At 59.3% G+C, this 22,162-nt stretch carries 26 protein-coding genes and 1 tRNA gene; 7 read left to right on the top strand and 20 right to left on the bottom strand.

The features are described from left to right. The 14 genes from GUY40_RS12110 to trmJ form a co-directional block, all read right to left on the bottom strand. Window positions 1–1,017 (bottom strand): RodZ family helix-turn-helix domain-containing protein, encoded by a 1,017-nt coding sequence (locus GUY40_RS12110; RefSeq protein ID WP_166569181.1) that lies wholly within the window; start codon window positions 1,015–1,017, stop codon window positions 1–3. Then, a complete protein-coding gene (gene pilW, locus GUY40_RS12105; RefSeq protein ID WP_166569180.1) occupies window positions 1,017–1,775 on the bottom strand; it encodes a type IV pilus biogenesis/stability protein PilW in 759 nt (252 codons plus the stop codon). Before pilW ends, GUY40_RS12110 begins: the two co-directional genes overlap by 1 nt. A 13-nt stretch (window positions 1,776–1,788) precedes the next feature. Beyond that, window positions 1,789–2,937, bottom strand: a complete 1,149-nt coding sequence (rlmN, locus tag GUY40_RS12100) for a 23S rRNA (adenine(2503)-C(2))-methyltransferase RlmN (protein ID WP_166569179.1) — start codon at window positions 2,935–2,937, stop codon at window positions 1,789–1,791. A 28-nt stretch (window positions 2,938–2,965) separates the two neighbouring features. Beyond that, window positions 2,966–3,391: a nucleoside-diphosphate kinase gene (ndk, locus tag GUY40_RS12095; RefSeq protein WP_008092560.1), complete on the bottom strand. Its 426-nt coding sequence runs from the start codon at window positions 3,389–3,391 to the stop codon at window positions 2,966–2,968. Between the two features lie 90 nt (window positions 3,392–3,481). Next, entirely contained in the window at window positions 3,482–3,682 is a 201-nt protein-coding gene (gene iscX, locus GUY40_RS12090) for a Fe-S cluster assembly protein IscX (protein WP_166569178.1), read from the bottom strand. Between the two features lie 15 nt (window positions 3,683–3,697). After that, window positions 3,698–4,039, bottom strand: a complete 342-nt coding sequence (gene fdx, locus GUY40_RS12085) for an ISC system 2Fe-2S type ferredoxin (RefSeq protein WP_166569177.1) — start codon at window positions 4,037–4,039, stop codon at window positions 3,698–3,700. Window positions 4,040–4,041: 2 nt separating this feature from the next. After that, window positions 4,042–5,904, bottom strand: a complete 1,863-nt coding sequence (gene hscA / locus GUY40_RS12080) for a Fe-S protein assembly chaperone HscA (protein ID WP_166569176.1) — start codon at window positions 5,902–5,904, stop codon at window positions 4,042–4,044. A 43-nt stretch (window positions 5,905–5,947) separates the two neighbouring features. Next, complete coding sequence (gene hscB, locus GUY40_RS12075; protein WP_166569192.1) at window positions 5,948–6,469, bottom strand: co-chaperone HscB; 522 nt, start codon at window positions 6,467–6,469, stop codon at window positions 5,948–5,950. A gap of 8 nt (window positions 6,470–6,477) precedes the next feature. Further along, window positions 6,478–6,801: an iron-sulfur cluster assembly protein IscA gene (gene iscA, locus GUY40_RS12070; protein WP_166569175.1), complete on the bottom strand. Its 324-nt coding sequence runs from the start codon at window positions 6,799–6,801 to the stop codon at window positions 6,478–6,480. A 28-nt stretch (window positions 6,802–6,829) separates the two neighbouring features. Continuing rightward, the gene (iscU, locus tag GUY40_RS12065) at window positions 6,830–7,216 is read right to left on the bottom strand and encodes a Fe-S cluster assembly scaffold IscU (protein WP_166569174.1); all 387 of its coding nucleotides are present in this window, start codon (window positions 7,214–7,216) and stop codon (window positions 6,830–6,832) included. A gap of 46 nt (window positions 7,217–7,262) precedes the next feature. Then, entirely contained in the window at window positions 7,263–8,477 is a 1,215-nt protein-coding gene (locus GUY40_RS12060; RefSeq protein WP_166569173.1) for an IscS subfamily cysteine desulfurase, read from the bottom strand. Window positions 8,478–8,520: 43 nt separating this feature from the next. Next, on the bottom strand, window positions 8,521–9,012 hold the full coding sequence (gene iscR, locus GUY40_RS12055; RefSeq protein WP_166569172.1) for a Fe-S cluster assembly transcriptional regulator IscR: 492 nt from the start codon (window positions 9,010–9,012) through the stop codon (window positions 8,521–8,523). A gap of 152 nt (window positions 9,013–9,164) precedes the next feature. Next, on the bottom strand, window positions 9,165–9,947 hold the full coding sequence (gene cysE, locus GUY40_RS12050) for a serine O-acetyltransferase (RefSeq protein WP_166569171.1): 783 nt from the start codon (window positions 9,945–9,947) through the stop codon (window positions 9,165–9,167). After that, window positions 9,947–10,720 carry a tRNA (cytosine(32)/uridine(32)-2'-O)-methyltransferase TrmJ gene (gene trmJ / locus GUY40_RS12045; protein WP_166569170.1) on the bottom strand — a complete coding sequence of 258 codons (774 nt, stop codon included), beginning with the start codon at window positions 10,718–10,720 and terminating at the stop codon, window positions 9,947–9,949. The genes cysE and trmJ overlap by 1 nt, the downstream gene beginning before the upstream one ends. 144 nt (window positions 10,721–10,864) lie before the next feature. On the opposite strand from trmJ, the gene suhB reads away from it, so the two are divergent. Next, a complete protein-coding gene (suhB, locus tag GUY40_RS12040; protein WP_166569169.1) occupies window positions 10,865–11,680 on the top strand; it encodes an inositol-phosphate phosphatase in 816 nt (271 codons plus the stop codon). Between the two features lie 60 nt (window positions 11,681–11,740). Here the strand turns inward: suhB and GUY40_RS12035 are convergent, their stop codons facing one another. The 6 genes from GUY40_RS12035 to queA all read right to left on the bottom strand — a co-directional run bounded on the left by GUY40_RS12035 (window position 11,741) and on the right by queA (window position 17,870). Next, on the bottom strand, window positions 11,741–12,289 hold the full coding sequence (locus GUY40_RS12035) for a glycine zipper 2TM domain-containing protein (RefSeq protein ID WP_166569168.1): 549 nt from the start codon (window positions 12,287–12,289) through the stop codon (window positions 11,741–11,743). 160 nt (window positions 12,290–12,449) lie between these two features. Beyond that, window positions 12,450–13,361 carry a protein translocase subunit SecF gene (gene secF, locus GUY40_RS12030; RefSeq protein ID WP_166569167.1) on the bottom strand — a complete coding sequence of 304 codons (912 nt, stop codon included), beginning with the start codon at window positions 13,359–13,361 and terminating at the stop codon, window positions 12,450–12,452. Window positions 13,362–13,370: 9 nt separating this feature from the next. Next, the gene (gene secD, locus GUY40_RS12025) at window positions 13,371–15,239 is read right to left on the bottom strand and encodes a protein translocase subunit SecD (protein WP_166569166.1); all 1,869 of its coding nucleotides are present in this window, start codon (window positions 15,237–15,239) and stop codon (window positions 13,371–13,373) included. Between the two features lie 64 nt (window positions 15,240–15,303). Beyond that, on the bottom strand, window positions 15,304–15,645 hold the full coding sequence (gene yajC / locus GUY40_RS12020) for a preprotein translocase subunit YajC (RefSeq protein WP_166569165.1): 342 nt from the start codon (window positions 15,643–15,645) through the stop codon (window positions 15,304–15,306). A gap of 45 nt (window positions 15,646–15,690) precedes the next feature. Beyond that, window positions 15,691–16,806 (bottom strand): tRNA guanosine(34) transglycosylase Tgt, encoded by a 1,116-nt coding sequence (tgt, locus tag GUY40_RS12015; RefSeq protein WP_166569191.1) that lies wholly within the window; start codon window positions 16,804–16,806, stop codon window positions 15,691–15,693. Between the two features lie 14 nt (window positions 16,807–16,820). Continuing rightward, window positions 16,821–17,870, bottom strand: a complete 1,050-nt coding sequence (gene queA, locus GUY40_RS12010; protein WP_166569164.1) for a tRNA preQ1(34) S-adenosylmethionine ribosyltransferase-isomerase QueA — start codon at window positions 17,868–17,870, stop codon at window positions 16,821–16,823. A gap of 109 nt (window positions 17,871–17,979) precedes the next feature. Between queA and GUY40_RS12005 the strand changes: the two genes are divergently transcribed. From GUY40_RS12005 to GUY40_RS11980, 6 genes are all read left to right on the top strand, one after another. Continuing rightward, window positions 17,980–18,064 (top strand) — tRNA-Leu (locus GUY40_RS12005). A 164-nt stretch (window positions 18,065–18,228) separates the two neighbouring features. Beyond that, window positions 18,229–19,470, top strand: a complete 1,242-nt coding sequence (locus GUY40_RS12000; RefSeq protein WP_166569163.1) for a tyrosine-type recombinase/integrase — start codon at window positions 18,229–18,231, stop codon at window positions 19,468–19,470. A 243-nt stretch (window positions 19,471–19,713) separates the two neighbouring features. After that, window positions 19,714–20,634, top strand: a complete 921-nt coding sequence (locus GUY40_RS11995; RefSeq protein ID WP_166569162.1) for a hypothetical protein — start codon at window positions 19,714–19,716, stop codon at window positions 20,632–20,634. A gap of 79 nt (window positions 20,635–20,713) precedes the next feature. Continuing rightward, window positions 20,714–20,980 (top strand): AlpA family transcriptional regulator, encoded by a 267-nt coding sequence (locus tag GUY40_RS11990; RefSeq protein ID WP_166569161.1) that lies wholly within the window; start codon window positions 20,714–20,716, stop codon window positions 20,978–20,980. Then, window positions 20,977–21,585 (top strand): hypothetical protein, encoded by a 609-nt coding sequence (locus tag GUY40_RS11985; RefSeq protein WP_166569160.1) that lies wholly within the window; start codon window positions 20,977–20,979, stop codon window positions 21,583–21,585. Before GUY40_RS11990 ends, GUY40_RS11985 begins: the two co-directional genes overlap by 4 nt. After that, window positions 21,582–21,923, top strand: coding sequence for a hypothetical protein (locus GUY40_RS11980; RefSeq protein WP_166569159.1), 342 nt, complete (start codon window positions 21,582–21,584; stop codon window positions 21,921–21,923). Before GUY40_RS11985 ends, GUY40_RS11980 begins: the two co-directional genes overlap by 4 nt. Window positions 21,924–22,162 lie beyond the last annotated feature (239 nt).

The raw sequence follows: 22,162 nt of genomic DNA, 5'->3' as shown, positions 1-22,162 counted from the left end.
TTATTGCCCCAACTTCAGGCGAGCGGTCCCGCCATTGGTGAACGGTGCCACGTCCACAGGCTGACCGTTGTAGGTCACCTGCGCACCGCGGGCATAGCCCAGACGCAGCGAGAATGGTGGTTTGCCACTGAGTTCGGCGGTCTGACCCTTGCGCTTGAGACCACTGAACAGAACCTTGCCGTTGCCGTCGGTCACCTGGGTCCAGCAATCGGCGACAAATTTCAGCGTCAGCTGGCCGGTGCCCGCAACCGGTGCGGTCGGGGCCGGGGTTGCTGCGGCCGTGGCAGGTGCGGCCGGGGTCGCAGGCACCGCGGCCGGCACAACCGGAGCAGGCACTGCTGCAGGGGCCAACGTGCCAACGGTGGTCTGCGGCGCTCCAGGGGCGACCGGCGCAACCTGAGGTGCGTACGGGGTAGCGGGAGCCGCAACCGAGTCGGCCGGCGCTTGCGCCGACCCCAGGCTCAGGGTGGTGGTTTCGCCCTGCTGCGAGGCTTCAACGGCCTGGTCTTCAGGCTCGTCGAGCGGGTGAATCTGGGTGGTGCCGTCGGCGCTTTCGACTTCAACGTGCTCCATGGCCAGGTTGGCCAGGTCCTTGCCACGCAGGGTGGACTGGTCTTGCCACCAGAGGAAGCCACCGCCGACCACGATCACCAGCATCACCAAACTGACGATCCGCAGAATATTGTGCGAGAGACGCACCGGCTCTTCGATCCGGCCCAGGCTGTGGACATTGCTGCCATGGGCGTCGGTACCGGTGTATTGGTCGAAGGCCTGAACCAGAACGGCTTGATCCATGCCGAGCAATTTGGCGTAGGCACGGATGTATCCGCGCGCGAAGGTATGCCCAGGCAGTTTGTCGAAGGCGCCTGCTTCAAGATTGCTCAAGGACGCCTGGGTGAGGTTGAGTTTCACCGCGACTTGCGCCAGCGACCAATTCATGCTCTCGCGGGCCTGGCGCAGGGTCTCACCGGGGTTCATGCGAGTCGCTGCTACAACTTCGGGATGCGCCGCTTTCATCATTGCTCCGACAGGTATTGCTGATATTCCGGCGTACCGGGATAGAGTCTTTTTAGTTGCAGGCCGTAACTGGCGGCCTTGTTCCGGTCATCGAACACATTTGCCAGGCGTATACCCAAGAGCAGGCTACGGGCGTTCTGTTCACTCAACTGTTTATAACGGGTGTACAGGTCGCGGGCCGGCACGTAGTGCTTGTCTTCATATGACAACTGCGCCAGTGCCAGCAACGCCCGGGGTTGCTGACGGTTCAGGCGCAGGGCCTTTTCCAGCTGTTGCCGGGCCTCTTCACGCTCGCCCAGCATCAACGCCGTCACCCCCAGGTTTTCAAACACACGCGAACGCTCGGGGTAGAGGTTGTCCGCAGCGGCCTTTTGAAACAGGGCAGCGGCCTCTTTGTACTGTTTTTGCTTGTACAGGAAGCTGCCGTAATTGTTCAGGATACGCGCATCGTTCGGCCGTGCAGCCAGTGCCTTGCGATAATGCTCGGTGGCCAGTTCCGGTTCCAGTTCGGTCTGAAACACCAACGCCAATGCCGCGTTGGCATCGGCGTCGCCGCTGTCCAGCTCGAGCGCTTTTTTCAAGGGTATCTTGGCGCGTTCGGTCAGACCCTGCTGCAGATACCCAAGCCCCAGCTGCACATAAGCCTGGCGCGCTTCGTCGCGGCCCTTGCCGGTCTCCATCGGGTTTACATTCCCGGTGGAAACACAACCTGCAAGCGTGGAAACCAACACCATCAGCAGCGCTGCGCGCAGGGTCATGGAGATCCTCTCTTTAGCTACGGTCCGTAGCGCTCTGCGCCACATCGCCATCAGCATTGAGCTGACGAACGGCAATGTAACGCTCGCTGCGGCGGGTGCGGTCCATCACCTGCCCTACCAATTGACCACAGGCGGCGTCGATGTCTTCACCGCGGGTGGTACGCACCGTGACATTGAAGCCTGCATGATGCAAGTGATCCTGGAAGCGACGAATGGCATTGTTGCTCGGCCGCTCGTAACCCGAATGCGGGAACGGGTTGAAGGGGATCAGGTTGATCTTGCAAGGCACGTTCTTGAGCAGTTCGACCATCTCCACCGCGTGTTCGAGCTTGTCGTTGACGTCCTTGAGCAAGGTGTACTCGATGGTCAGCACGCGCTTCTCGCCCAGTTGGGACATGTAGCGCTGGCACGACTCCAGCAACATCTTGAGTGGATATTTCTTGTTGATCGGCACCAGCTGGTTACGCAATGCATCGTTGGGTGCATGCAGCGACAGGGCCAGGGAGACGTCGATATGATCGGCGAGCACGTCGATCATCGGCACGACGCCGGAGGTCGACAGGGTGACCCGGCGTTTGGAGATGCCATAGCCCAGGTCGTCCATCATCAGCCGCATGGCGGCGATGACGTTGTCGAAGTTCAGCAGTGGCTCGCCCATGCCCATCATCACCACGTTGGTGATGGCACGGTCGATGGTGGCCGGTACGCTGCCGAACGACTTGTTGGCAATCCACACCTGGCCGATGACTTCGGCGGCGGTGAGGTTGCTGTTGAATCCTTGCTTGCCGGTGGAGCAGAAACTGCAGTCCAGGGCACAGCCTGCCTGGGACGAAACGCACAAGGTGCCACGTTTGCCCTGGGGAATGTACACGGTCTCGACGCAGCTGCCGGACGCCACACGCACCACCCATTTACGGGTGCCGTCGGTGGAGATGTCCTCGCTGACCACTTCAGGACCACGGACCTCGGCAACAGCCTTGAGCTTTTCGCGCAGGGCCTTGCCGACGTTCGTCATGGCGTCGAAATCATCGACGCCAAAGTGGTGAATCCATTTCATTACCTGACCGGCACGGAAGCGCTTCTCCCCGATTGAGTCGAAGAATTGTTCCATTTCCGGCTGGGTAAGCCCCAACAGGTTGATTTTGCCAGTCGATGTCGTCATGGATTCACCCTCACTCACAAGCTTTCGCTTAGCGAGTGGTTACCTCGGTAGCTGCGAAGAAGTAAGCGATTTCGCGAGCAGCAGCGGCTTCGGAGTCCGAACCGTGAACGGCGTTGGCGTCGATGGACTCGGCGAAGTCAGCACGGATGGTGCCGGCAGCAGCTTCTTTAGGGTTGGTAGCGCCCATCAGCTCACGGTTCAGAGCGATAGCGTTCTCGCCTTCCAGAACCTGGACAACGACTGGACCGGAAGTCATGAAGGCAACCAGGTCGCCGAAGAAGCCACGAGCGCTGTGCTCAGCGTAGAAGCCTTCGGCTTCGGCTTTGGACAGTTGCTTGATTTTCGAAGCAACGATTTTCAGGCCAGCTTCTTCGAAACGAGTGGTGATCTTGCCGATCACGTTCTTGGCAACGGCGTCAGGCTTGATGATCGAGAAAGTACGTTGAACAGCCATGGTGTAACTCCAGAAACAGTAAGTGAAGCGAAAAATTAAACCCGCGAATTATACGCGGGTTCTTGGGTATTGCCTAACCTGCGGCGTGCGTCAGTCGCGCTCTTCGATCCAGTGGGCCTGAATGGCCTCCAGAATCTTTTCGCCGCAGTGATCAGGCTTATCGTCAAACTCGGGCAATTCCATGACCCACTTACGCAGATCGACGAAATTGACCGACATTGGATCAACATCCGGCTTGGATTCAGCCAGCTGGATCGCGATTTCCAGTACATCAGTCCACTTCAGACTCATGACAGCTCCCTTGGATCAGTGCGGCGCTTCGGCGGCATGGTTGAGCGAGTATTTCGGAATTTCGACGGTCAGGTCTTCCGTGCCGACCTTGGCCTGGCAGGCCAGGCGCGATTGCGCCTCAAGGCCCCAGGCCTTGTCGAGATAGTCCTCTTCCAGCTCATCGGCTTCTTCCAGCGAGCCAAAGCCTTCACGAATGATGCAATGACACGTGGTGCACGCACAGACGCCACCGCAGGCACTTTCCATCTCGATATGGTGTTCATGGGCCAGCTCGAGAATGGAGATACCGGCCTCAGCCTCCACAACCATACCCTCCGGGCAAAACCTCTCGTGAGGCAGAAAAATCACCTGCGGCATCGTTATTCCTCAATCTCATTCAGGTTGCGCCCGGCCAGTGCGGCTTTCACCGTCGAATCAAGGCGGCGGGCGGCAAAGGCATCGGTCACTTGCGACAGACGCCGGGTCTGCTGTTCGATGGCCGCGCCATCGGTACCGCTGATCAAATCACGCAATTCTTGCATTTGGTGCTCGATCGCCAGACGCTCGTCGACATCGAGCAAGCGCTCGCCGTCGGCTTCCAGGGCGCCCTGCACCGCTTCGAGCAGGCGCTCGGCATCGACCTGGTGCTCGCGCAATTGGCGCGCCACCTTGTCGCGGCCTGCATATTCGAAGGAGTCCTTGAGCATCCGGGTAATCTCACCGTCGGTCAGGCCGTAGGACGGCTTGACCTGAATGCTCGATTCGACGCCCGAACCCAGCTCGCGGGCGGACACGCTGAGCAGGCCATCGGCGTCGACCTGGAAAGTCACGCGGATTTTCGCCGCACCGGCAACCATGGCCGGAATACCACGCAATTCGAAACGCGCCAGGGAGCGGCAGTCGCTGATCAGCTCGCGCTCGCCCTGCAACACGTGAATCATCATGGCCGACTGGCCGTCTTTATAGGTGGTGAATTCCTGAGCGCGCGCCACCGGGATCGTGGTATTGCGCGGGATCACCTTCTCCATCAGGCCACCCATGGTTTCCAGGCCCAGGGACAGGGGAATCACGTCCAGCAGCAACAGCTCGTCACCGTCACGCTTGTTGCCGGCCAGGGTATCAGCCTGAATGGCAGCACCAATGGCGACGACTTGATCCGGGTCGATCTCGGTCAACGGCTGGCGACCAAACAGCTCGGCGACCGCATCGCGAACCCGCGGTACGCGGGTCGAACCACCGACCATGACCACCGCACCGATTTCGTCGATCTCGATGCCACCATCACGCACGGCGCGACGGCAGGCCTTGAGACTGCGGGAAACCATCGGTGCGATCAGCGCATTGAAGGCCTCACGGGTCAGTTCGGCGCGCCAGGCGCCGTGAACCACTTCCACAACCTCTGCGGCGGTCAGTGCTTCCTTGGCCGCGCAGGCGGTTTGCAGCAGCTCGCGCTGGGTGCCCGGGTCGAGATCGGAGGACAGGCCCGCCTGCTCGACAATCCAGGTCGCGATCGCGTGGTCAAAGTCATCGCCGCCCAGGGCGCTGTCGCCGCCAGTGGCCAATACCTCGAAGACACCGCCGGTCAGGCGCAGAATGGAAATATCGAAGGTGCCACCGCCCAGGTCGTAGATGGCAACCAGGCCCTCGGCGTTCTGATCCAGACCGTAGGCCACTGCCGCAGCGGTCGGCTCGTTCAGAAGGCGCAGCACGTTCAAGCCTGCCAGGCGCGCAGCGTCCTTGGTGGCCTGGCGCTGAGCGTCATCGAAATAGGCCGGCACCGTGATGACCGCCCCCACCAACTCGCCACCCAAAGTGGCCTCGGCACGCTGACGCAACACCTTGAGAATGTCAGCCGAGACTTCGACCGGGCTTTTCGCCCCCTGCACTGTGTCGATGAACGGCATGTGCGATTCACCGTCGACGAAGCGATAGGGCAGCTGTTCGCCCAATTGCTTGACGTCCTCCAGGCCACGACCCATCAGGCGCTTGACCGAAAGTACGGTGTTGAACGGGTCGGTGGAAGCCGTCGCCTTGGCCGACTGGCCAACATCGATACGGTCCGCGTGATAGCGCACGGCCGACGGCAGGATGACCTGCCCATCGGCATCGGCAAGAGGCTCACTGATGCCGCTGCGCAGGGCAGCGACCAGCGAATTGGTTGTACCCAAGTCGATCCCGACCGCCAGACGGCGCTGGTGAGGCTGGGGACTTTGGCCGGGTTCGGCGATCTGCAGTAGGGCCATTGCTTATCAGGGTATCCGGCGTGCCGCGCGCGGCGGCACTGGGTTAATCGTCGAGGCGCTCTTCTAACTGGCGCACTTCGTAGGAGAGCTTGTCAAGAAACTGCATGCGCCGCATCAGGCGCTCGGCCTGCTCGCGTTGCGTTGCATTATTCCAGCAAGCTGCGAAGCTTTCGTTCAGATCGTCCTGCGCCGTCTTCAGGCGCCGCTTGAACGGAGCAATGCCGTCCAGATCGCCAGCGTCCTGCAGATCCTCGAGTTCTTCGCGCCATTGCATCTGCTGCAAAAGAAACTCGGGATCGTGAACGGTGACTTCCCGGGGCACTTCATGCCCGCTGATCGACAGCAGATATCGCGCCCGCTTGGGCGGGCTCTTGAGCGTCTGGTAGGCCTCGTTCAGGCCAGCCGAACGCTCCAGCGCAACGCGCTGTTCGCGCTCTGACGCATCAGCGAATCGATCAGGGTGGACCTCGCGCGCCAGTTCACGGTAGCGCGTGGCCAACTGCTCCAGATCCAGGCGAAAGCCTGGCTGCAGATCAAACAAAGCAAAATGACAAGGAGTTCCCACAAGCCGCCTCAGACGTTGAAGCTTTCGCCGCAGCCACATTCACCGCGCATGTTGGGGTTGTTGAACTTGAAGCCTTCGTTCAACCCTTCCTTGACGAAATCCAGTTCGGTGCCATCGAGGTACACCAGGCTCTTGGGGTCGATGATCACTTTGACGCCGTGATTCTCGTACACCTGGTCTTCGGCTTGCGCCTCATCGACGAACTCCAGCACATAAGCGAGCCCGGAGCAGCCAGTGGTGCGTACACCCAAGCGGATACCGAGACCCTTGCCACGCCCCTCCAGGGAGCGCTGCACGTGCCTGGCGGCGGCTTCTGTCATGCTGATAGCCATTGAGACTCCTTACTTGCAAGCAAGCGACTTAAAGCAAACCTTTCTTCTGCTTGTAATCGCGAACGGCGGCCTTGATGGCGTCTTCGGCGAGAACCGAGCAGTGGATTTTCACCGGCGGCAGGGCCAATTCTTCGGCCAGCTGGGTGTTCTTGATGGTTTCTGCTTCGTCCAGCGTCTTGCCCTTCATCCATTCGGTTGCCAGGGAGCTGGAAGCGATAGCCGAACCGCAGCCATAGGTCTTGAACTTGGCGTCTTCGATAACGCCCTGCTCGTTGACCTTGATCTGCAGGCGCATGACGTCGCCGCAAGCCGGGGCGCCGACCATGCCGGTGCCAACATCCGGGTCTTCGGCATTCAACTTGCCGACGTTACGCGGATTTTCGTAGTGGTCGATGACCTTTTCACTGTATGCCATGGTGCAATTCCTTCCTCATCAGAGAGCCGCTCTTACCGGCAGCTACTTAGTGCGCAGCCCACTCGATCTTGGAGATGTCGACGCCGTCTTTGAACATATCCCACAGCGGCGACAACTCGCGCAGCTTGGTCACTGCCTCACAGACTTTCTGTGCGGCGTAGTCAATTTCTTCTTCGGTGCTGAAGCGGCCGAAGGTAAAGCGAATCGAGCTGTGCGCCAACTCGTCGTTGCGGCCCAGGGCGCGCAGGACATAGGACGGCTCCAGCGAAGCGGAGGTACAGGCCGAACCGGACGAAACCGCCAGGTCCTTGAGAGCCATGATCAGCGACTCGCCTTCAACGTAGTTGAAGCTCAGGTTCAGGTTGTGCGGAACGCGCGAGGTCATGCTGCCGTTGACGTACAGCTCTTCCAGGCCTTGGACCTGCTTGAAGAAGCGGTCGCCCAGGGCCTTGATGCGCGCGTTTTCGCTGGCCATTTCTTCCTTGGCAATGGCGAAGGCTTCACCCATGCCGACGATCTGGTGCGTTGCCAGGGTGCCCGAACGCATGCCGCGCTCGTGACCGCCACCGTGCATGGTCGCTTCCAGGCGCACGCGAGGCTTGCGGCTGACGTACAGCGCGCCGATGCCTTTAGGGCCGTAGGTTTTGTGGGCAGAGAAGGACATCAGGTCGACTTTCAGTTTCTGCAGGTCGATCTCGACCTTGCCAGTGGACTGAGCGGCATCGACGTGGAACAGGATGCCGCGCGAGCGGGTCAGTTCGCCGATGGCAGCGATGTCGTTGATGGTGCCGATTTCGTTGTTCACATGCATGACCGAGACCAGGATGGTGTCATCACGCAGTGCCGCTTCGACCATGGCCGGAGTGATCAGGCCATCTGAACCTGGCTCGATGTAGGTGACTTCGAAACCTTCACGCTCCAGTTGGCGCGTGGTATCCAGGACCGCCTTGTGCTCGATCTTGGAGGTGATCAGGTGCTTGCCCTTGGTGCCATAGAAGTGCGCAACGCCCTTGATGGCCAGGTTGTCGGACTCGGTGGCACCGGAGGTCCAGACGATTTCGCGCGGGTCGGCATTGACCAGGTCGGCGACTTGGCGGCGGGCATTCTCGACCGACTCTTCGGCTTTCCAGCCGAACACGTGAGAGCGCGACGCCGGGTTACCGAAGTTCCCGTCAACCAGCAGGCATTCGCTCATCTTTTGCGCGACACGCGGGTCAACCGGGGTGGTCGCGGAGTAATCGAGGTAAATCGGCAACTTCATGAATATCTCCTATCAGGCTGGCGCGTCGTGCGCTCTGTGGCGGTCATTCGACGGCGGACGTTTCAATCTTTTCAAGATGCGGCGTCCTGCCAGAACTGCGGCGCAGGTCTTGGCGCTGGGCGACTTCTTGCACCTCACGGCGGGTTACAAGATCAGCCAGGCTGATACCGCTCAGAAATTCGTGGATTTGCTGGCTGAGATCGCACCACAAGTGGTGGGTCAGGCAAGTGTCGCCTTGATGGCAGTCACCCAATCCCTGGCAACGAGTGGCATCAACCGACTCGTTGACGGCGTCGATCACCTGAGCGACCTGAATGCCGTCCATCTTGCGCGACAGCTGATAGCCACCACCGGGCCCACGGACACTGGAAACCAGGTTGCCGCGACGCAGCTTGGCGAAGAGCTGTTCAAGGTAGGACAGGGAAATGCCTTGGCGCTCGGAAATGTCGGCCAGAGACACCGGCCCATGCTGCGCGTGCAACGCCAGGTCAAGCATGGCAGTCACGGCGTATCGGCCTTTTGTAGTCAGTCGCATGGCTAGTACCACGGAGTTTCGGAATGGGGCGAGTATGCTATTCCCGAGTATTTAAGTCAACTTTAAGACCTAGCAAATCACTCGGGAATTAGGCGCAAAAAGAGCGGCGGCATCATAGCAAAGACGATGCATAAGCACACGCCCCGATTTTGTCAACCGGCTCGACGATCGTCGCAGCCCTCACCCTTGACCTCAGCGAAGTCTTCATCACGCAGGGCCGGCAGCTCTTTGGCGCAGTAGTCACTGCCCATCCTGGTCAGCGCGCCGCACATGTCTTCCAGACGACCATCGACGGCATGCAAGTGGTCCAGCAGCTGGCCAATGGCGCGTGCAACCGGGTCAGGCATGTCGCCGCTGACGCCGTAGGCATCAAAACCAATCTTCTCGGCCATGGCCTTGCGCTTGGCCTCCTGTTCGTCATCTGCCTTCATGATGATGCGACCAGGAATCCCCACCGCCGTTGCACCCGCGGGTACCGCTTTGGTGACCACCGCGTTGGAGCCGATCTTGGCGCCCGCGCCGACCGTGAACGGACCCAGCACTTTAGCACCGGCGCCGACGACCACGCCGTCTTCCAGCGTCGGGTGACGCTTGCCTTTATTCCAACTGGTACCGCCCAGGGTCACGCCCTGGTACAGCGTGACGTCATCACCGATTTCGGCGGTTTCGCCGATGACTATGCCCATGCCATGGTCGATAAAGAAGCGCCGCCCGACCTTGGCCCCCGGGTGAATCTCGATACCGGTCAGCCAGCGACCGAAATTGGAGATCACCCGCGCCGGCCATTTCCAGCCCATCTGCCACAAGGCATGCGATCCGCGATGCAGCCAGATGGCGTGCATGCCGGGGTAGCAGGTCAACACCTCGAAGGTATTGCGAGCAGCCGGGTCACGGTGGAACACACTCTGGATATCTTCACGAAGACGTTCGAACATCACTGATCCTTGCGCTTATGCGGCTCGCCCCGGGCCATTTTCTGGGTCTCGGTAAGGATGCCGCGCAAAATATTCATTTCCGAACGATTGACCGAACTACGCGCAAACAGACGCCGCAGGCGCGACATCAAGTGCCGAGGATTCTCCGGGTCGAGAAAACGGATATCGACCAGGGTCTTTTCCAGATGCTCGTAGAACCGCTCCAACTCGTCCATCGTCGCCAGTTCTTCACTGCGAACCGACGCCACTTCAACCTTCTCGACCTTGGTCGGCTGCCCTTGTGCCGCCAGCCAGGCCATGCGCACTTCGTACGCCAGCACCTGCACGGCAGCCCCAAGGTTCAGCGAACTGAAGTCGGGATTCGACGGTATATGCACGTGAAAATGACATCGCTGCAGCTCGTCGTTGGTCAACCCTGAATGCTCACGACCGAACACCAGCGCCACCTCGGCACCCTCGCCGACCTGCTCGACGACCCTGGTACCGCATTCGCGCGGATCGAGCAGCGGCCAGGGAATGCGCCGGTCGCGGGCACTGGTGCCGAGCACGACACTGCAGCCCACCAGCGCTTCTTCGAGGGTGGCGACCACTTGGGCGCCCGCCAGCACATCGTCGGCACCGGAGGCGCGAGCACTGGCTTCATGGTGGGGAAAGGACAGCGGGTCAACCAGCACCAGCCGCGACAACCCCATGTTTTTCATGGCACGCGCAGCTCCGCCGATATTACCGGGGTGGCTGGTATTGACCAGGACAACACGAATATTTTGCAGCACTACCAGCGCTCTCAGACAGGAGTTTGGGGAGGAAATCTTACAGAACAGACCCGCTTTACGCTACGAAAGCGAATGTCGCCCTTCTTGTCTCAAAGTTTTCTGATAGAATGTTCGGCTTTCTTTAACGACCCAGGTGAAACGTCCATGCAGCCCATGCTGAATATCGCGCTGCGCGCCGCCCGCAGCGCCAGTGAATTGATTTTCCGCTCCATCGAGCGCCTGGATAGCATCAAGGTTGACGAAAAAGACGCGAAGGATTACGTCTCCGAAGTTGATCGTGCAGCCGAAGAGTGCATCATCAAGGCGCTGCGCAAGGCCTACCCGAACCACGGCATCTACGGCGAAGAAACCGGCCTGCATGCAGGCAGCGGTGAAGGCGAAGATTACCTGTGGATCATCGACCCGCTCGATGGCACCACCAACTTCCTGCGTGGCGTTCCGCACTTCGCGGTCAGCATCGCCTGCAAATACCGCGGCCGCCTCGAGCACGCCGTGGTTCTGGATCCGGTTCGCCAGGAAGAGTTCACCGCCAGCCGTGGCCGTGGCGCCGCACTGAACGGTCGCCGTCTACGCGTCAGCCCACGCAAGAGCCTGGAAGGCGCCCTGCTGGGTACCGGCTTCCCGTTCCGCGACAACCAGATGGACAACCTGGACAACTACCTGGGCATGTTCCGCGCCCTGGTTGGCCAGACTGCCGGCATCCGCCGCGCTGGCGCTGCCAGCCTCGACCTGGCCTATGTGGCCGCCGGTCGTTTCGATGCGTTCTGGGAATCGGGCCTGTCGGAGTGGGACATGGCAGCAGGCGCCCTGCTGATCCAGGAAGCAGGCGGCCTGGTCAGTGACTTCACCGGTGGCCACGAATTCCTTGAAAAAGGCCATATCGTTGCCGGCAACACCAAGTGCTTCAAGGCAGTACTGACGGCCATCCAGCCGCACCTGCCGGCTTCGCTCAAGCGCTAAACGCTTGAGACGCCGACAAAAAAGCACCCCTCGGGGTGCTTTTTTTATGCCTGGTGCATTTTACCGCTCAGGTTCGTTCTGACTCAGGACCAGCTTGCCCTGTTTGTCGACCGGGATCTGCGAGCCTGGATCGTGATTCATGCGCACCTGACCGACCTTGCCGTCCAGCTGATACTTCACGTTATAGCCCACAACCTTGTCACTGAGATCAGTGACGGTATTACAGCGGGTCTCGGTGGTGGTGTAGGTATCGCTGGACTGCATGTTTTCCTGGACCTTGTTACCGGCGTAGCCACCACCGACGGCACCGGCCACCGTGGCGATCTTCTTGCCGCTACCGCCACCGACCTGGTTGCCGAGCAGACCACCCGCGACGGCACCCAGCACACTGCCAACGATCTGATGCTGGTCCTTGACCGGCTTTTGCCGCGTCACAGTGACGTCCTTGCATACTTCGCGTGGGGTCTTGATGGTTTGCTTGATCGGCTCGACCGCCATCACATCGGCGTATTCAGGGCCGCTTTTGATCAAGCTGTAGGTTGCCACAGCACCACCGGCAGTCACGCCGACAGCACCCAGCACCGCACCCACTAGCATCGACTTGTTCACGTGAACCTCCTGACCATACTGACGGATCAAAGCCCGCGCTTCTCCCAGCCTTGGAGCATGAAAAAAGGCGCGAGTTCAAAAACTCGCGCCTTTCTGGTTTGCTAAACCCGGATCCTGCTCAATGCCGGAACATCTATTGTAGGAGTAGCAGGGTTTCAGCTCAAGGACGGTCGTCCACGCCTTCGGCCTTGACCGGCGGAATCAGGTCTTCGCTGCTCAGGTTCAGCCAGATCAGCATCACGTTGGCGATGTAGATCGAGGAGTAGGTACCCGCCAATACACCGACCAACAGCGCGACAGAGAAACCGAACAGGTTATCGCCACCGAAGACCAGCAGCGCGCCGATAGCCAGCAAGGTCGACACCGAAGTCGCCACGGTCCGCAGCAGGGTCTGGGTGGTCGAGATGTTGATGTTCTCGATCAGCGAGGCCTTGCGCAGTACGCGGAAGTTTTCACGCACCCGGTCGAACACGACGATGGTGTCGTTGAGCGAGTAACCGATGATCGCCAGTACCGCCGCCAGCACCGTCAGGTCGAAGGTGATCTGGAAGAACGACAGGATACCCAAGGTCACCACGACGTCGTGGATCAGCGAGACGATTGCACCGACCGCGAATTTCCACTGAAAGCGGAACGCCAGGTAAATCATGATGCCGCCCAGCGCCAGCAGCATGCCGAGGCCGCCCTGGTCGCGCAGCTCTTCGCCGACCTGCGGGCCGACGAACTCGACGCGCTTGACCACGGCCGGGTTGTCGCTGCCGGACTTGCGCAAGGCATCGGCGACTTCGTTACCCAGTTGCGGGTCATCGCCCGGCATGCGCACCACGATATCCGTGGTGGCGCCGAAGTTCTGCACCACAGCGTCCTTGTAGCCCGCCTCGACCAGCTGCTCACGCACCTTGCCAAGGTCTGCCGGACGCTCGTAGGCCAGCTCGATGAGCGTACCGCCGGTGAAGTCCAGGCCGAAGTTGAGCCCTTTCTGGAACCAGCTGAACAATGCCAGCAAGGTCAGGAGCACGGTAACGGCGAACGCAACGTTGCGAACACCCATGAAGTTGATGGTACGTAACATGGCAGCCCCTTAAATCCACAACTTCTTGAAGTCACGACCGCCGAAGATCAGGTTGACCATCGCGCGGGTCACCATGATGGCCGTGAACATCGAGGTAAAGATCCCGAGGGACATGGTGACGGCGAAGCCCTTGACGGGGCCGGTGCCCATCGCGAAGAGAATGCCGCCCACGAGCAGGGTGGTCAGGTTGGCGTCGAGAATCGCCGTGTAGGCGCGATCGAAACCTTCATGAATAGCCCGCTGCACGGACATGCCCGCGGCAATTTCCTCGCGAATCCGCGAGAAGATCAGCACGTTGGCGTCCACCGCCATACCCATGGTCAAGACGATACCGGCAATACCCGGAAGGGTCAGGGTTGCCCCCAGCAGCGACATCAGCGCCAGCAGCAGGACCATGTTGACGGTCAGTGCGACCGTGGCGATCAAGCCAAAGAAGCGATAGATGGCCATGATGAACAGCGACACGAAGAGCATGCCCCACAGGGACGCATCGATACCCTTGGTGATGTTGTCCGCACCCAGGCTTGGGCCGATGGTACGTTCTTCAGCGAAGTACATCGGTGCGGCCAGGCCACCGGCACGCAGCAGCAGCGCAAGCTCGGAAGACTCGCCCTGGCCGGTCAGGCCGGTGATACGGAACTGGCTACCCAGCGGCGACTGGATGGTCGCCAGGCTGATGATGCGTTTTTCTTCGCTGAAGGTCTGGACGGCAACGTCTTTCTCGACGCCGTCGACCACTTTCTTCTCGTAGCGGGTCACCGGCTTCTGCTCGATGAAGATCACCGCCATGCTGCGACCGACGTTGCTGCGCGTGGCACGGCTCATCAGCTCGCCACCATGACCATCCAGGCGGATGTTCACTTGCGGACGGCCTTGCTCGTCGAAGCTGGCCTGGGCGTCGGTGACCTGGTCACCGGTGATGATCAGGCCACGCTCGACCGCGGCAGGCGGACGACCGCCCTCACGGAACTCGAACGACTCGGTGGTCGCCTTGGACGCACCTGGCTCGGCACCCAGGCGGAACTCCAGGTTGGCCGTCTTGCCGAGAATACGCTTGGCTTCGGCGGTGTCTTGCACACCTGGCAGCTCGACCACGATGCGGTTGGCACCCTGGCGCTGTACCAGCGGTTCGGCAACACCCAGCTCGTTGACGCGGTTACGTACCGTAGTCAGGTTCTGCTTGATCGAGTATTCCCGGATTTCCGCGATCTTGGCTGGCGTCAGTGCCAGTTTCAGCACCTGCAGCTCGTTACGCTGGCTGGGGATCAATTCGAAATCGTTGAAATTCTTGCGGATCAGGGCACGGGCCTGTTCGCGGGTTGCATCGTCGCTGAAGCCCAGCTGAATGCCACCGTCTTGTTGCGGCAGGCTGCGATAACGCACGCGCTCTTTACGCAGCAAGCTTTTGACTTCGCCTTCGTACACCTTCAGGCGGGCATCCATGGCTTTGTCCATGTCCACTTCGAGCAGGAAGTGCACACCACCGGACAAGTCCAGACCCAGCTTCATCGGGTGAGCCGCGATGTTGCGCAGCCAGTCAGGCGTGGTTGGGGCCAGGTTGAGCGCTACGACATAGTCGTCGCCCAGGGCCTTGCGCACCACATCCTTGGCCGGCAGTTGATCGTCTTTCTTGACCAGCCGCACCAAACCGCCCTTGCCTTTCTCGGCCAGGGTCGCTGCCTTGACCTGAATGCCAGCATCGGCCAGAGCCTTGCTGACACGCTCCAGATCCGATTCCGTTACCTGCAGCGCAGTGCTTGCACCGCTGACCTGAATGGCCGGATCGTCTGGATAGAGATTGGGAGCGGAATAAATTAAACCGATCGCCAGCACCGCCAGGATCAGTACGTATTTCCACAGAGGGTATTTGTTCAGCATCACGCCGCCCGTTCAAGACGCGGGGCGCCTTGCGCGCCCCGTCGATGGGTAAAATTCTTAAAACTCAGATCGCTTTTAGCGTGCCTTTCGGCAGAGTGGCGGCTACCGCGCCCTTCTGGAACTTGAGCTCCACGGTATCGGAAACTTCGATTACCACGAAATCATCGGCCACTTTGGTGATTTTGCCGGCGATACCACCGGTGGTGACCACTTCGTCGCCTTTTTGCAGGTTGCCCAGCAGGTTTTTCTGCTCTTTGGCACGTTTGGCCTGTGGACGCCAGATCATCAGGTAGAAGATGACCAGGAAACCCACCAGGAAAATCCACTCGAAGCCGGTACCGGCCGGGCTAGCAGCGGCAGCAGGGGCGGCGGCATCCGCGTAAGCGGCAGGAATCAGAAAGCTCATTTAGCACTCCAGTTGCAGAAGGGACTCGGAAAAGTTCGGAATAGTTTAGTCCAAAGGCGGCACAGGCAACCCGCGCTTGGCATAGAAGGCATCGACAAAGGCGGCCAATGTACCTTGTTGAATTGCCTCGCGCAAACCAGCCATCAAGCGCTGGTAATGCCGCAAGTTATGCACGGTATTCAACATGCTACCCAGCATTTCGCCGCATTTATCCAGGTGGTGCAGATAAGCGCGGGAGAAATTCTGGCAGGTGTAGCAATCACAGGTCGGGTCCAGCGGCGAATCATCATGGCGATGGAACGCGTTACGGATCTTCAGCACGCCCGTGTCGATGAACAGATGCCCGTTGCGCGCGTTGCGCGTAGGCATCACGCAGTCGAACATGTCGACTCCGCGGCGCACACCCTCAACGAGATCTTCAGGTTTGCCCACCCCCATAAGGTAACGAGGTTTGTCAGCCGGCATTTGCCCCGGCAGGTAGTCCAGCACCTTGATCATTTCATGCTTGGGCTCGCCCACCGACAGACCGCCAATGGCCAGGCCGTCGAAGCCGATCTTCTCCAGGCCTTCGAGCGAGCGCATGCGCAGATTCTGGTGCATACCACCCTGGACAATGCCGAACAGCGCCGCGGTGTTGTCGCCATGGGCATTCTTCGAACGCTGAGCCCAGCGCAGCGAAAGCTCCATGGACACTCGAGCCACGTCTTCGTCGGCCGGGTACGGGGTGCATTCGTCGAAAATCATCACCACGTCGGAGCCCAGGTCGCGCTGGACCTGCATCGATTCTTCCGGCCCCATGAACACCTTGGAACCGTCGACCGGCGAGGCGAAGGTCACGCCCTCCTCCTTGATCTTGCGCATGGCGCCCAGGCTGAACACCTGGAAACCACCGGAGTCGGTGAGGATCGGGCCTTTCCACTGCATGAAGTCATGCAGATCACCGTGAGCCTTGATCACCTCCATGCCCGGGCGCAGCCACAGGTGGAAGGTGTTACCCAGGATCATCTGCGCGCCGATGGCCTCGATGTCACGCGGCAACATGCCCTTGACCGTGCCATAGGTACCCACCGGCATGAACGCCGGGGTTTCGACCACGCCACGCGGGAAGGTCAAGCGGCCACGACGCGCCTTGCCATCGGTGGCCAACAACTCAAAGGACATACGACAGGTGCGACTCATGCTTGATCCTCGGGGCCACGCGGCGCCGGATTGCGGGTGATGAACATCGCATCACCATAACTGAAGAAGCGGTAACCGTTTTCCACTGCCGCCGCATAGGCCGCCATGGTTTCCGGGTAACCGGCGAAGGCCGAAACCAGCATCAACAGCGTGGATTCAGGCAAGTGAAAATTGGTCACCAGGGCATCGACCACATGGAACGGCCGGCCCGGGAAAATAAAGATATCGGTGTCACCGCTGAACGGCTTGAGCACGCCATCGCGCGCCGCGCTTTCCAGCGAACGCACGCTGGTGGTGCCCACCGCCACCACCCGACCACCGCGCGCCTTGCAGGCGGCTACCGCATCCACCACATCCTGGCTGACTTCCAGCCACTCTTTATGCATGTGGTGATCTTCGATGCGCTCCACCCGCACCGGCTGGAAGGTGCCCGCGCCAACGTGCAAGGTGACAAACGCAGTGTCGACACCCTTGGCCGCGATCTGTGCCAGCAGGCCTTCATCGAAATGCAGCCCCGCGGTGGGTGCAGCCACCGCGCCTGCGCGTTCAGCGTAGACGGTTTGATAGCGCTCGCGGTCGGCGCCTTCGTCCGGACGGTCGATATAAGGAGGCAGCGGCATATGACCGATTCGGTCAAGCAGCGGCAGCACCTCTTCGCTGAAGTGCAATTCAAACAGCGCATCGTGGCGAGCAACCATTTCGGCCTCGCCACCACCGTCCAGCAAAATCTGCGAACCGGGCCTGGGCGACTTGCTCGAGCGCACATGGGCCAGCACCCGATGGCTATCAAGCACGCGCTCGACCAGGATTTCCAGCTTGCCGCCGGATGCCTTCTGGCCAAACAAACGCGCCGGAATCACCCGCGTATTGTTGAACACCATCAAATCGCCGGGGCGCAGATACTCCAGCAAATCGGTGAATTGACGATGAGCCAGCGCCCCGCTCGGCCCGTCCAGGGTCAGCAGGCGGCTGCTATGACGCTCTGCCAGCGGGTGGCGAGCAATAAGGGAATCTGGGAGCTCGAAGGCAAAATCGGCGACGCGCATGATGGAGTTCGGTATGACAGGGCGGCAAAGTTTAGCGGAAACATGTGAAATTGACCATGAAAGCTGATTGACCAACGGTAGATGCCTCTCTATACTTCGCGCCCAGCAAGCCCCTGTGGCGGAATCGGTAGACGCGGCGGATTCAAAATCCGTTTTCGAAAGGAGTGGGAGTTCGAGTCTCCCCGGGGGCACCACATAGCAGTATCTGAGAGTCTCTACCAGCCTCTTAGACCCAGATAAACCGGCCACTTGGCCGGTTTTTTTGTGCCTGTCTGTCTATCCCTGTATCCCCTTATCCGTTGTATCCCTGTATCCCTGCTTGTATCCTGAGAAAAATACCGAACTTTGGGATACAAGGATGAAGCGCGCAGACATCAAGCGCCGCCCTCTCGCTGACACGACACTTGCGGGATTGGAGCCGGAATCAAAGGAATACCGAGAGCTAGACGGAAACGGCCTCTACTTCAGGGTCAAACCCGATGGTGGTAAATCTTGGCAGCTCCGCTACAAACGTCCGGCGGGCAATTGGGCATGGATGGGGCTGGGGGGTTACCCGGAAGTAAGTGGAGCGCTGGCACGAGACAAAGCTGCCGATCTACGCAAAGTAGTGAGTAGCGGTGCCGACCCCCTTGAGCAAAAGCGATCCGCGAAAGCTGCTATCGATGCGGCCAAAACCCGAACCTTTCGAGCTGCTGCTGATGCCTGGCTGAAGGCGAAAGAGGAAAAGGGTCTCGCATCCTCCACCCTGAACAAAATCCGCACCTACCTCGACAAGGACATACTTCCGGCACTGGGAGACAAGCCTCTAGACGAAATCACCCGTACCGATTGCGCAGAACTTCAGGCATCCATCGAAGCCCGAGACGCACACAACGTAGCGGAAAAGTGTCGCACCTGGATAAATCAGATCTTCGGGCGAGCCATCGGCCTAGGCCTGACTGAAAACGATCCGGGCAGCCGCCTTCGCGATATTGCGGCCCAAGCCCCTAAGACTCAACAGCATCCACATTTGCTGGAGCCCGAACTGGCTGAATTCCTCCAGGCACTCAAAAACACCCCGAGCAGGCTGACGGCTCGCACTGCGGCATGGCTTTGTGTATGGACGGCATCACGGCCTGGGATGGTCCGCTTGGCCGAATGGAAGGAGTTCGACCTTGAGAAAGCCATTTGGATCACGCCTGCCGCCAAAATGAAGATGCGTCGGGATTTTGTATGCCCCCTCCCCCACCAAGCTGTTGCAGCACTGAAAGAGCTGCACTGCTTAACCGGCCGCAGTCGTTGGCTCTTCCCCGGGGTCGGAGCCAAAAATCCGACCATTAGTGAAAATACGATCAATAAGGTCTTTGCCACAATTGGCTACAAAGGTCGCCTAGTTGGACACGGTACTCGACACACAGCGAGCACACTGCTCCGAGAACATGGCTGGCCGAAGGAACACGTTGAGGCACAGCTTGCGCACAAAGAGGAAGGCATCTCAGGGGTGTACAACAAAGCTCAATACCTTGAAAAACGAGTAACGATGATGCAGTGGTATGCCGACCATCTTGATGATCTAGCAGTTGGCAAAGTAGTGCAGGGCCAGTTTGGAAAGGCGGTATGAATTTGCTCTCCCACCCCCCCTCCAAAAACCGTGTTACGCGTGTTACTGGTGTAACGCAACCCCTCAACTCATTGAATATAAACAACTTATCTCACGTTACACGAAGTAATCGTCAGCGCTACCCGACGTGTAACGTGGTCGAACCGTGTAACAGCATTTACCCGGCCACCTCACTGTTGGTAGAGAAGGCCTATGTCGTGAAACGCTGCATTTATGACGCCAAGCGGGGCCAAGGGGCGGTGAATGGACGATGAGAATCTGCCGATTGGCTGCCTGGAGATTGCTGGCCTCGATGTCAGTAATTTGCTGTGGGAACAAGACGACATCGAACTGGCTGTGCGTGAGTTAGCGTTGTATTCGCCGTTTCGCGAGCATTTCAAAGAGGCGCTGGAGCTGGCCAATTATGCCACCTCATTCTGGCTTGAGGATGGCCGTTATCCTGATCGAGCAGGGTCCGTGGTCGCTACGATGTTTCGACTCCGCGACGAGATCGAGGAACATGCCAGCTACGCCGATGCAGGTTCATTGCCGAGTGTCGCACGCCGGTTCATTAGCATTGATCGCGACGCTGCGGACTCGCAACTCGTGGCGACTTATGCGCTGGTGCAGAGCATTCAAGCTGTTCAAGTTCTCGCCAACTGGCTCTTTGAAACGGAACTCTACGTCTTCGACCTGGATGCAGACCTCATAGCCCAAATGCAAACAACAGACCCCAAGAAATATTGCGCACTGGCCGAAAAGGAGCGACAGAAGGATCCAGGCGGGGAAATTGACGCTCGTGAATCCTTCCGCGCATTCATGGGCGACGCTGACAAGGCGCTCATGCTAGCGAGCCTCTACAGACAAGTTGAGGACATGGACGTATCGAAGGGTAATTTCAATGTTGCCAGCTTTCTAAGCGAGGCGCTGGGTAGAGCGTTTTCCGCCAAGGCCTCGCAAAGAGGCGCAGCTGCGGGTAAGGCCAACAGGAATCCGGAGTCGGTAAAGCAACAGGATGTCGCGAATCTCTTCGAGCGCGTTCGCAAGGCGGCTGATCGTCACATTCTGGCCAATCCTACTATTTCAGAGCTAGACCTGAAAAAAGCCTTGGTGAAAAAAGAGCGCATAGCATCTGAGCCTACCGTCAAAAAATACCTGATCCTGGGTGGATACTTACCTCGATAAATTTCAATCAAAAGCAAACCGTGTTTGCTTTTTTTCCCCTCTCTAGTCTGTGCCTGTCTCTCACCATATAGGCACGGCTATGACATCTTCCATCCAAGCAATCAATACCAAATCCCCAGTTCGCGACCCCGCAACCACCCTCATTCGAATCAGCGAAGTCATGGCGATGGTCGGCCTTGCTCGCCCCACTATCTACAAGCTGATGCAACAGCAAGACAGCGGCTTTCCGCTTCCTGTGAAACTGAGCAACAGCAACGCCCGAGGAGCGCCCGTCGCATGGGTGCTCGGTGAGGTGCAGGCATGGACCCGTGCACGTATTGCGACCCGTACGAAGGTGGCTGCATGAACAACCGCCCCTCAAGCATCGCGGGCCCTTTTCTCGATTCCTACAGCGTCGGATTCCGTCTTTATCGACCGGATGCCATTAACTGGCGGCACCGCACCATCGCGGGTGTGAGCTGGAATGGGGAAGAACAAGAAGCCTTCTTTTTCAACCCCGATGGTCTGGTCCTTCCGCTTAAATCCAATCCGTGGGAATTACCTGAACTGATCAGCAAAAACGCGGTACGCAGAGAGTTTTCCACCATCCACGGTTCTGGCCATTTCGCGATGAAACAAGGTCGTCGCGCCGCACTGAAATCGCTGGGTTTGACCGACTGGGTCACTTACTGGCTGGTCGACCAGTCGACCGGCTACGCGAACGATCCAGGGGTGTGGCAAGACATCGTTGAACAGGATCTTGCGGAGGAAAAGACCGCCAGCGAACGCCTTCACCTTGAAATGCGGTTGACCTCGGATGTGACCGGCTATGTGGATGAGTGTCTGGCACAGCGCCGAGATCTGCTCGCGGAAGAACACCGTCGACAGTGCGATGAGGACAGCAAAATCCTGGCTTGGCTCAAGGGCGAAACCCTGTCACCGCTGTTCAACAACATGCAGGAGGCAGCATGACACCGACCTTTCTTCCCCACCAAGCACTGGATCTCGTTGGTGCAATCGAAGCGTCTCTGCCTTCTACCGCAGCGATCAAAGGTCGCCAGCGATTGCTGGCCCTCCGCGATCAAGCGATCTCGGCCGGTGCGCAGGTGCTGATCGTGCTGTGGCAGAACCTGGAGTGGACGCTATTAGCAGTTCAGCCGCCAGCAGACGTGGTAATTGATGACGCTCGCGAGCTGATACCGAACCTGCTACGCAATCCCGAAGCGCTACAGCAGATGCAACAACGCGCCCGCCAAGGGAACCACTTGCAATGGCTCACCCTCGCCCGCCCCGTCACTACCCAGCACTAACGAAAACGCCCCCGGGAGCGATCCGGAGGCGTTGAGGTAAATCTACATGCCCGCACAATCTATGCCGCTTCGAAAAAATGCGCAAGATCGTCACACGGTTGCACTTTTGAAATCGGGACGTTACTCTTTGGCCGTCGCTGCAAATTCAGCGACCGGGTTTGGCGACCCGAGTTTAAGAAGGCGCACAGGCGCCCCCATTACGATTGCAGGCGCTTTTTTTGTGCCCGCATTCTTGCATT

Origin of the sequence: Pseudomonas sp. R5(2019) (genome assembly GCF_009905435.1) — a bacterium.
Taxonomy (GTDB): Bacteria; Pseudomonadota; Gammaproteobacteria; order Pseudomonadales; family Pseudomonadaceae; genus Aquipseudomonas.
This window is presented reverse-complemented; position numbering and strand designations above follow the sequence as displayed.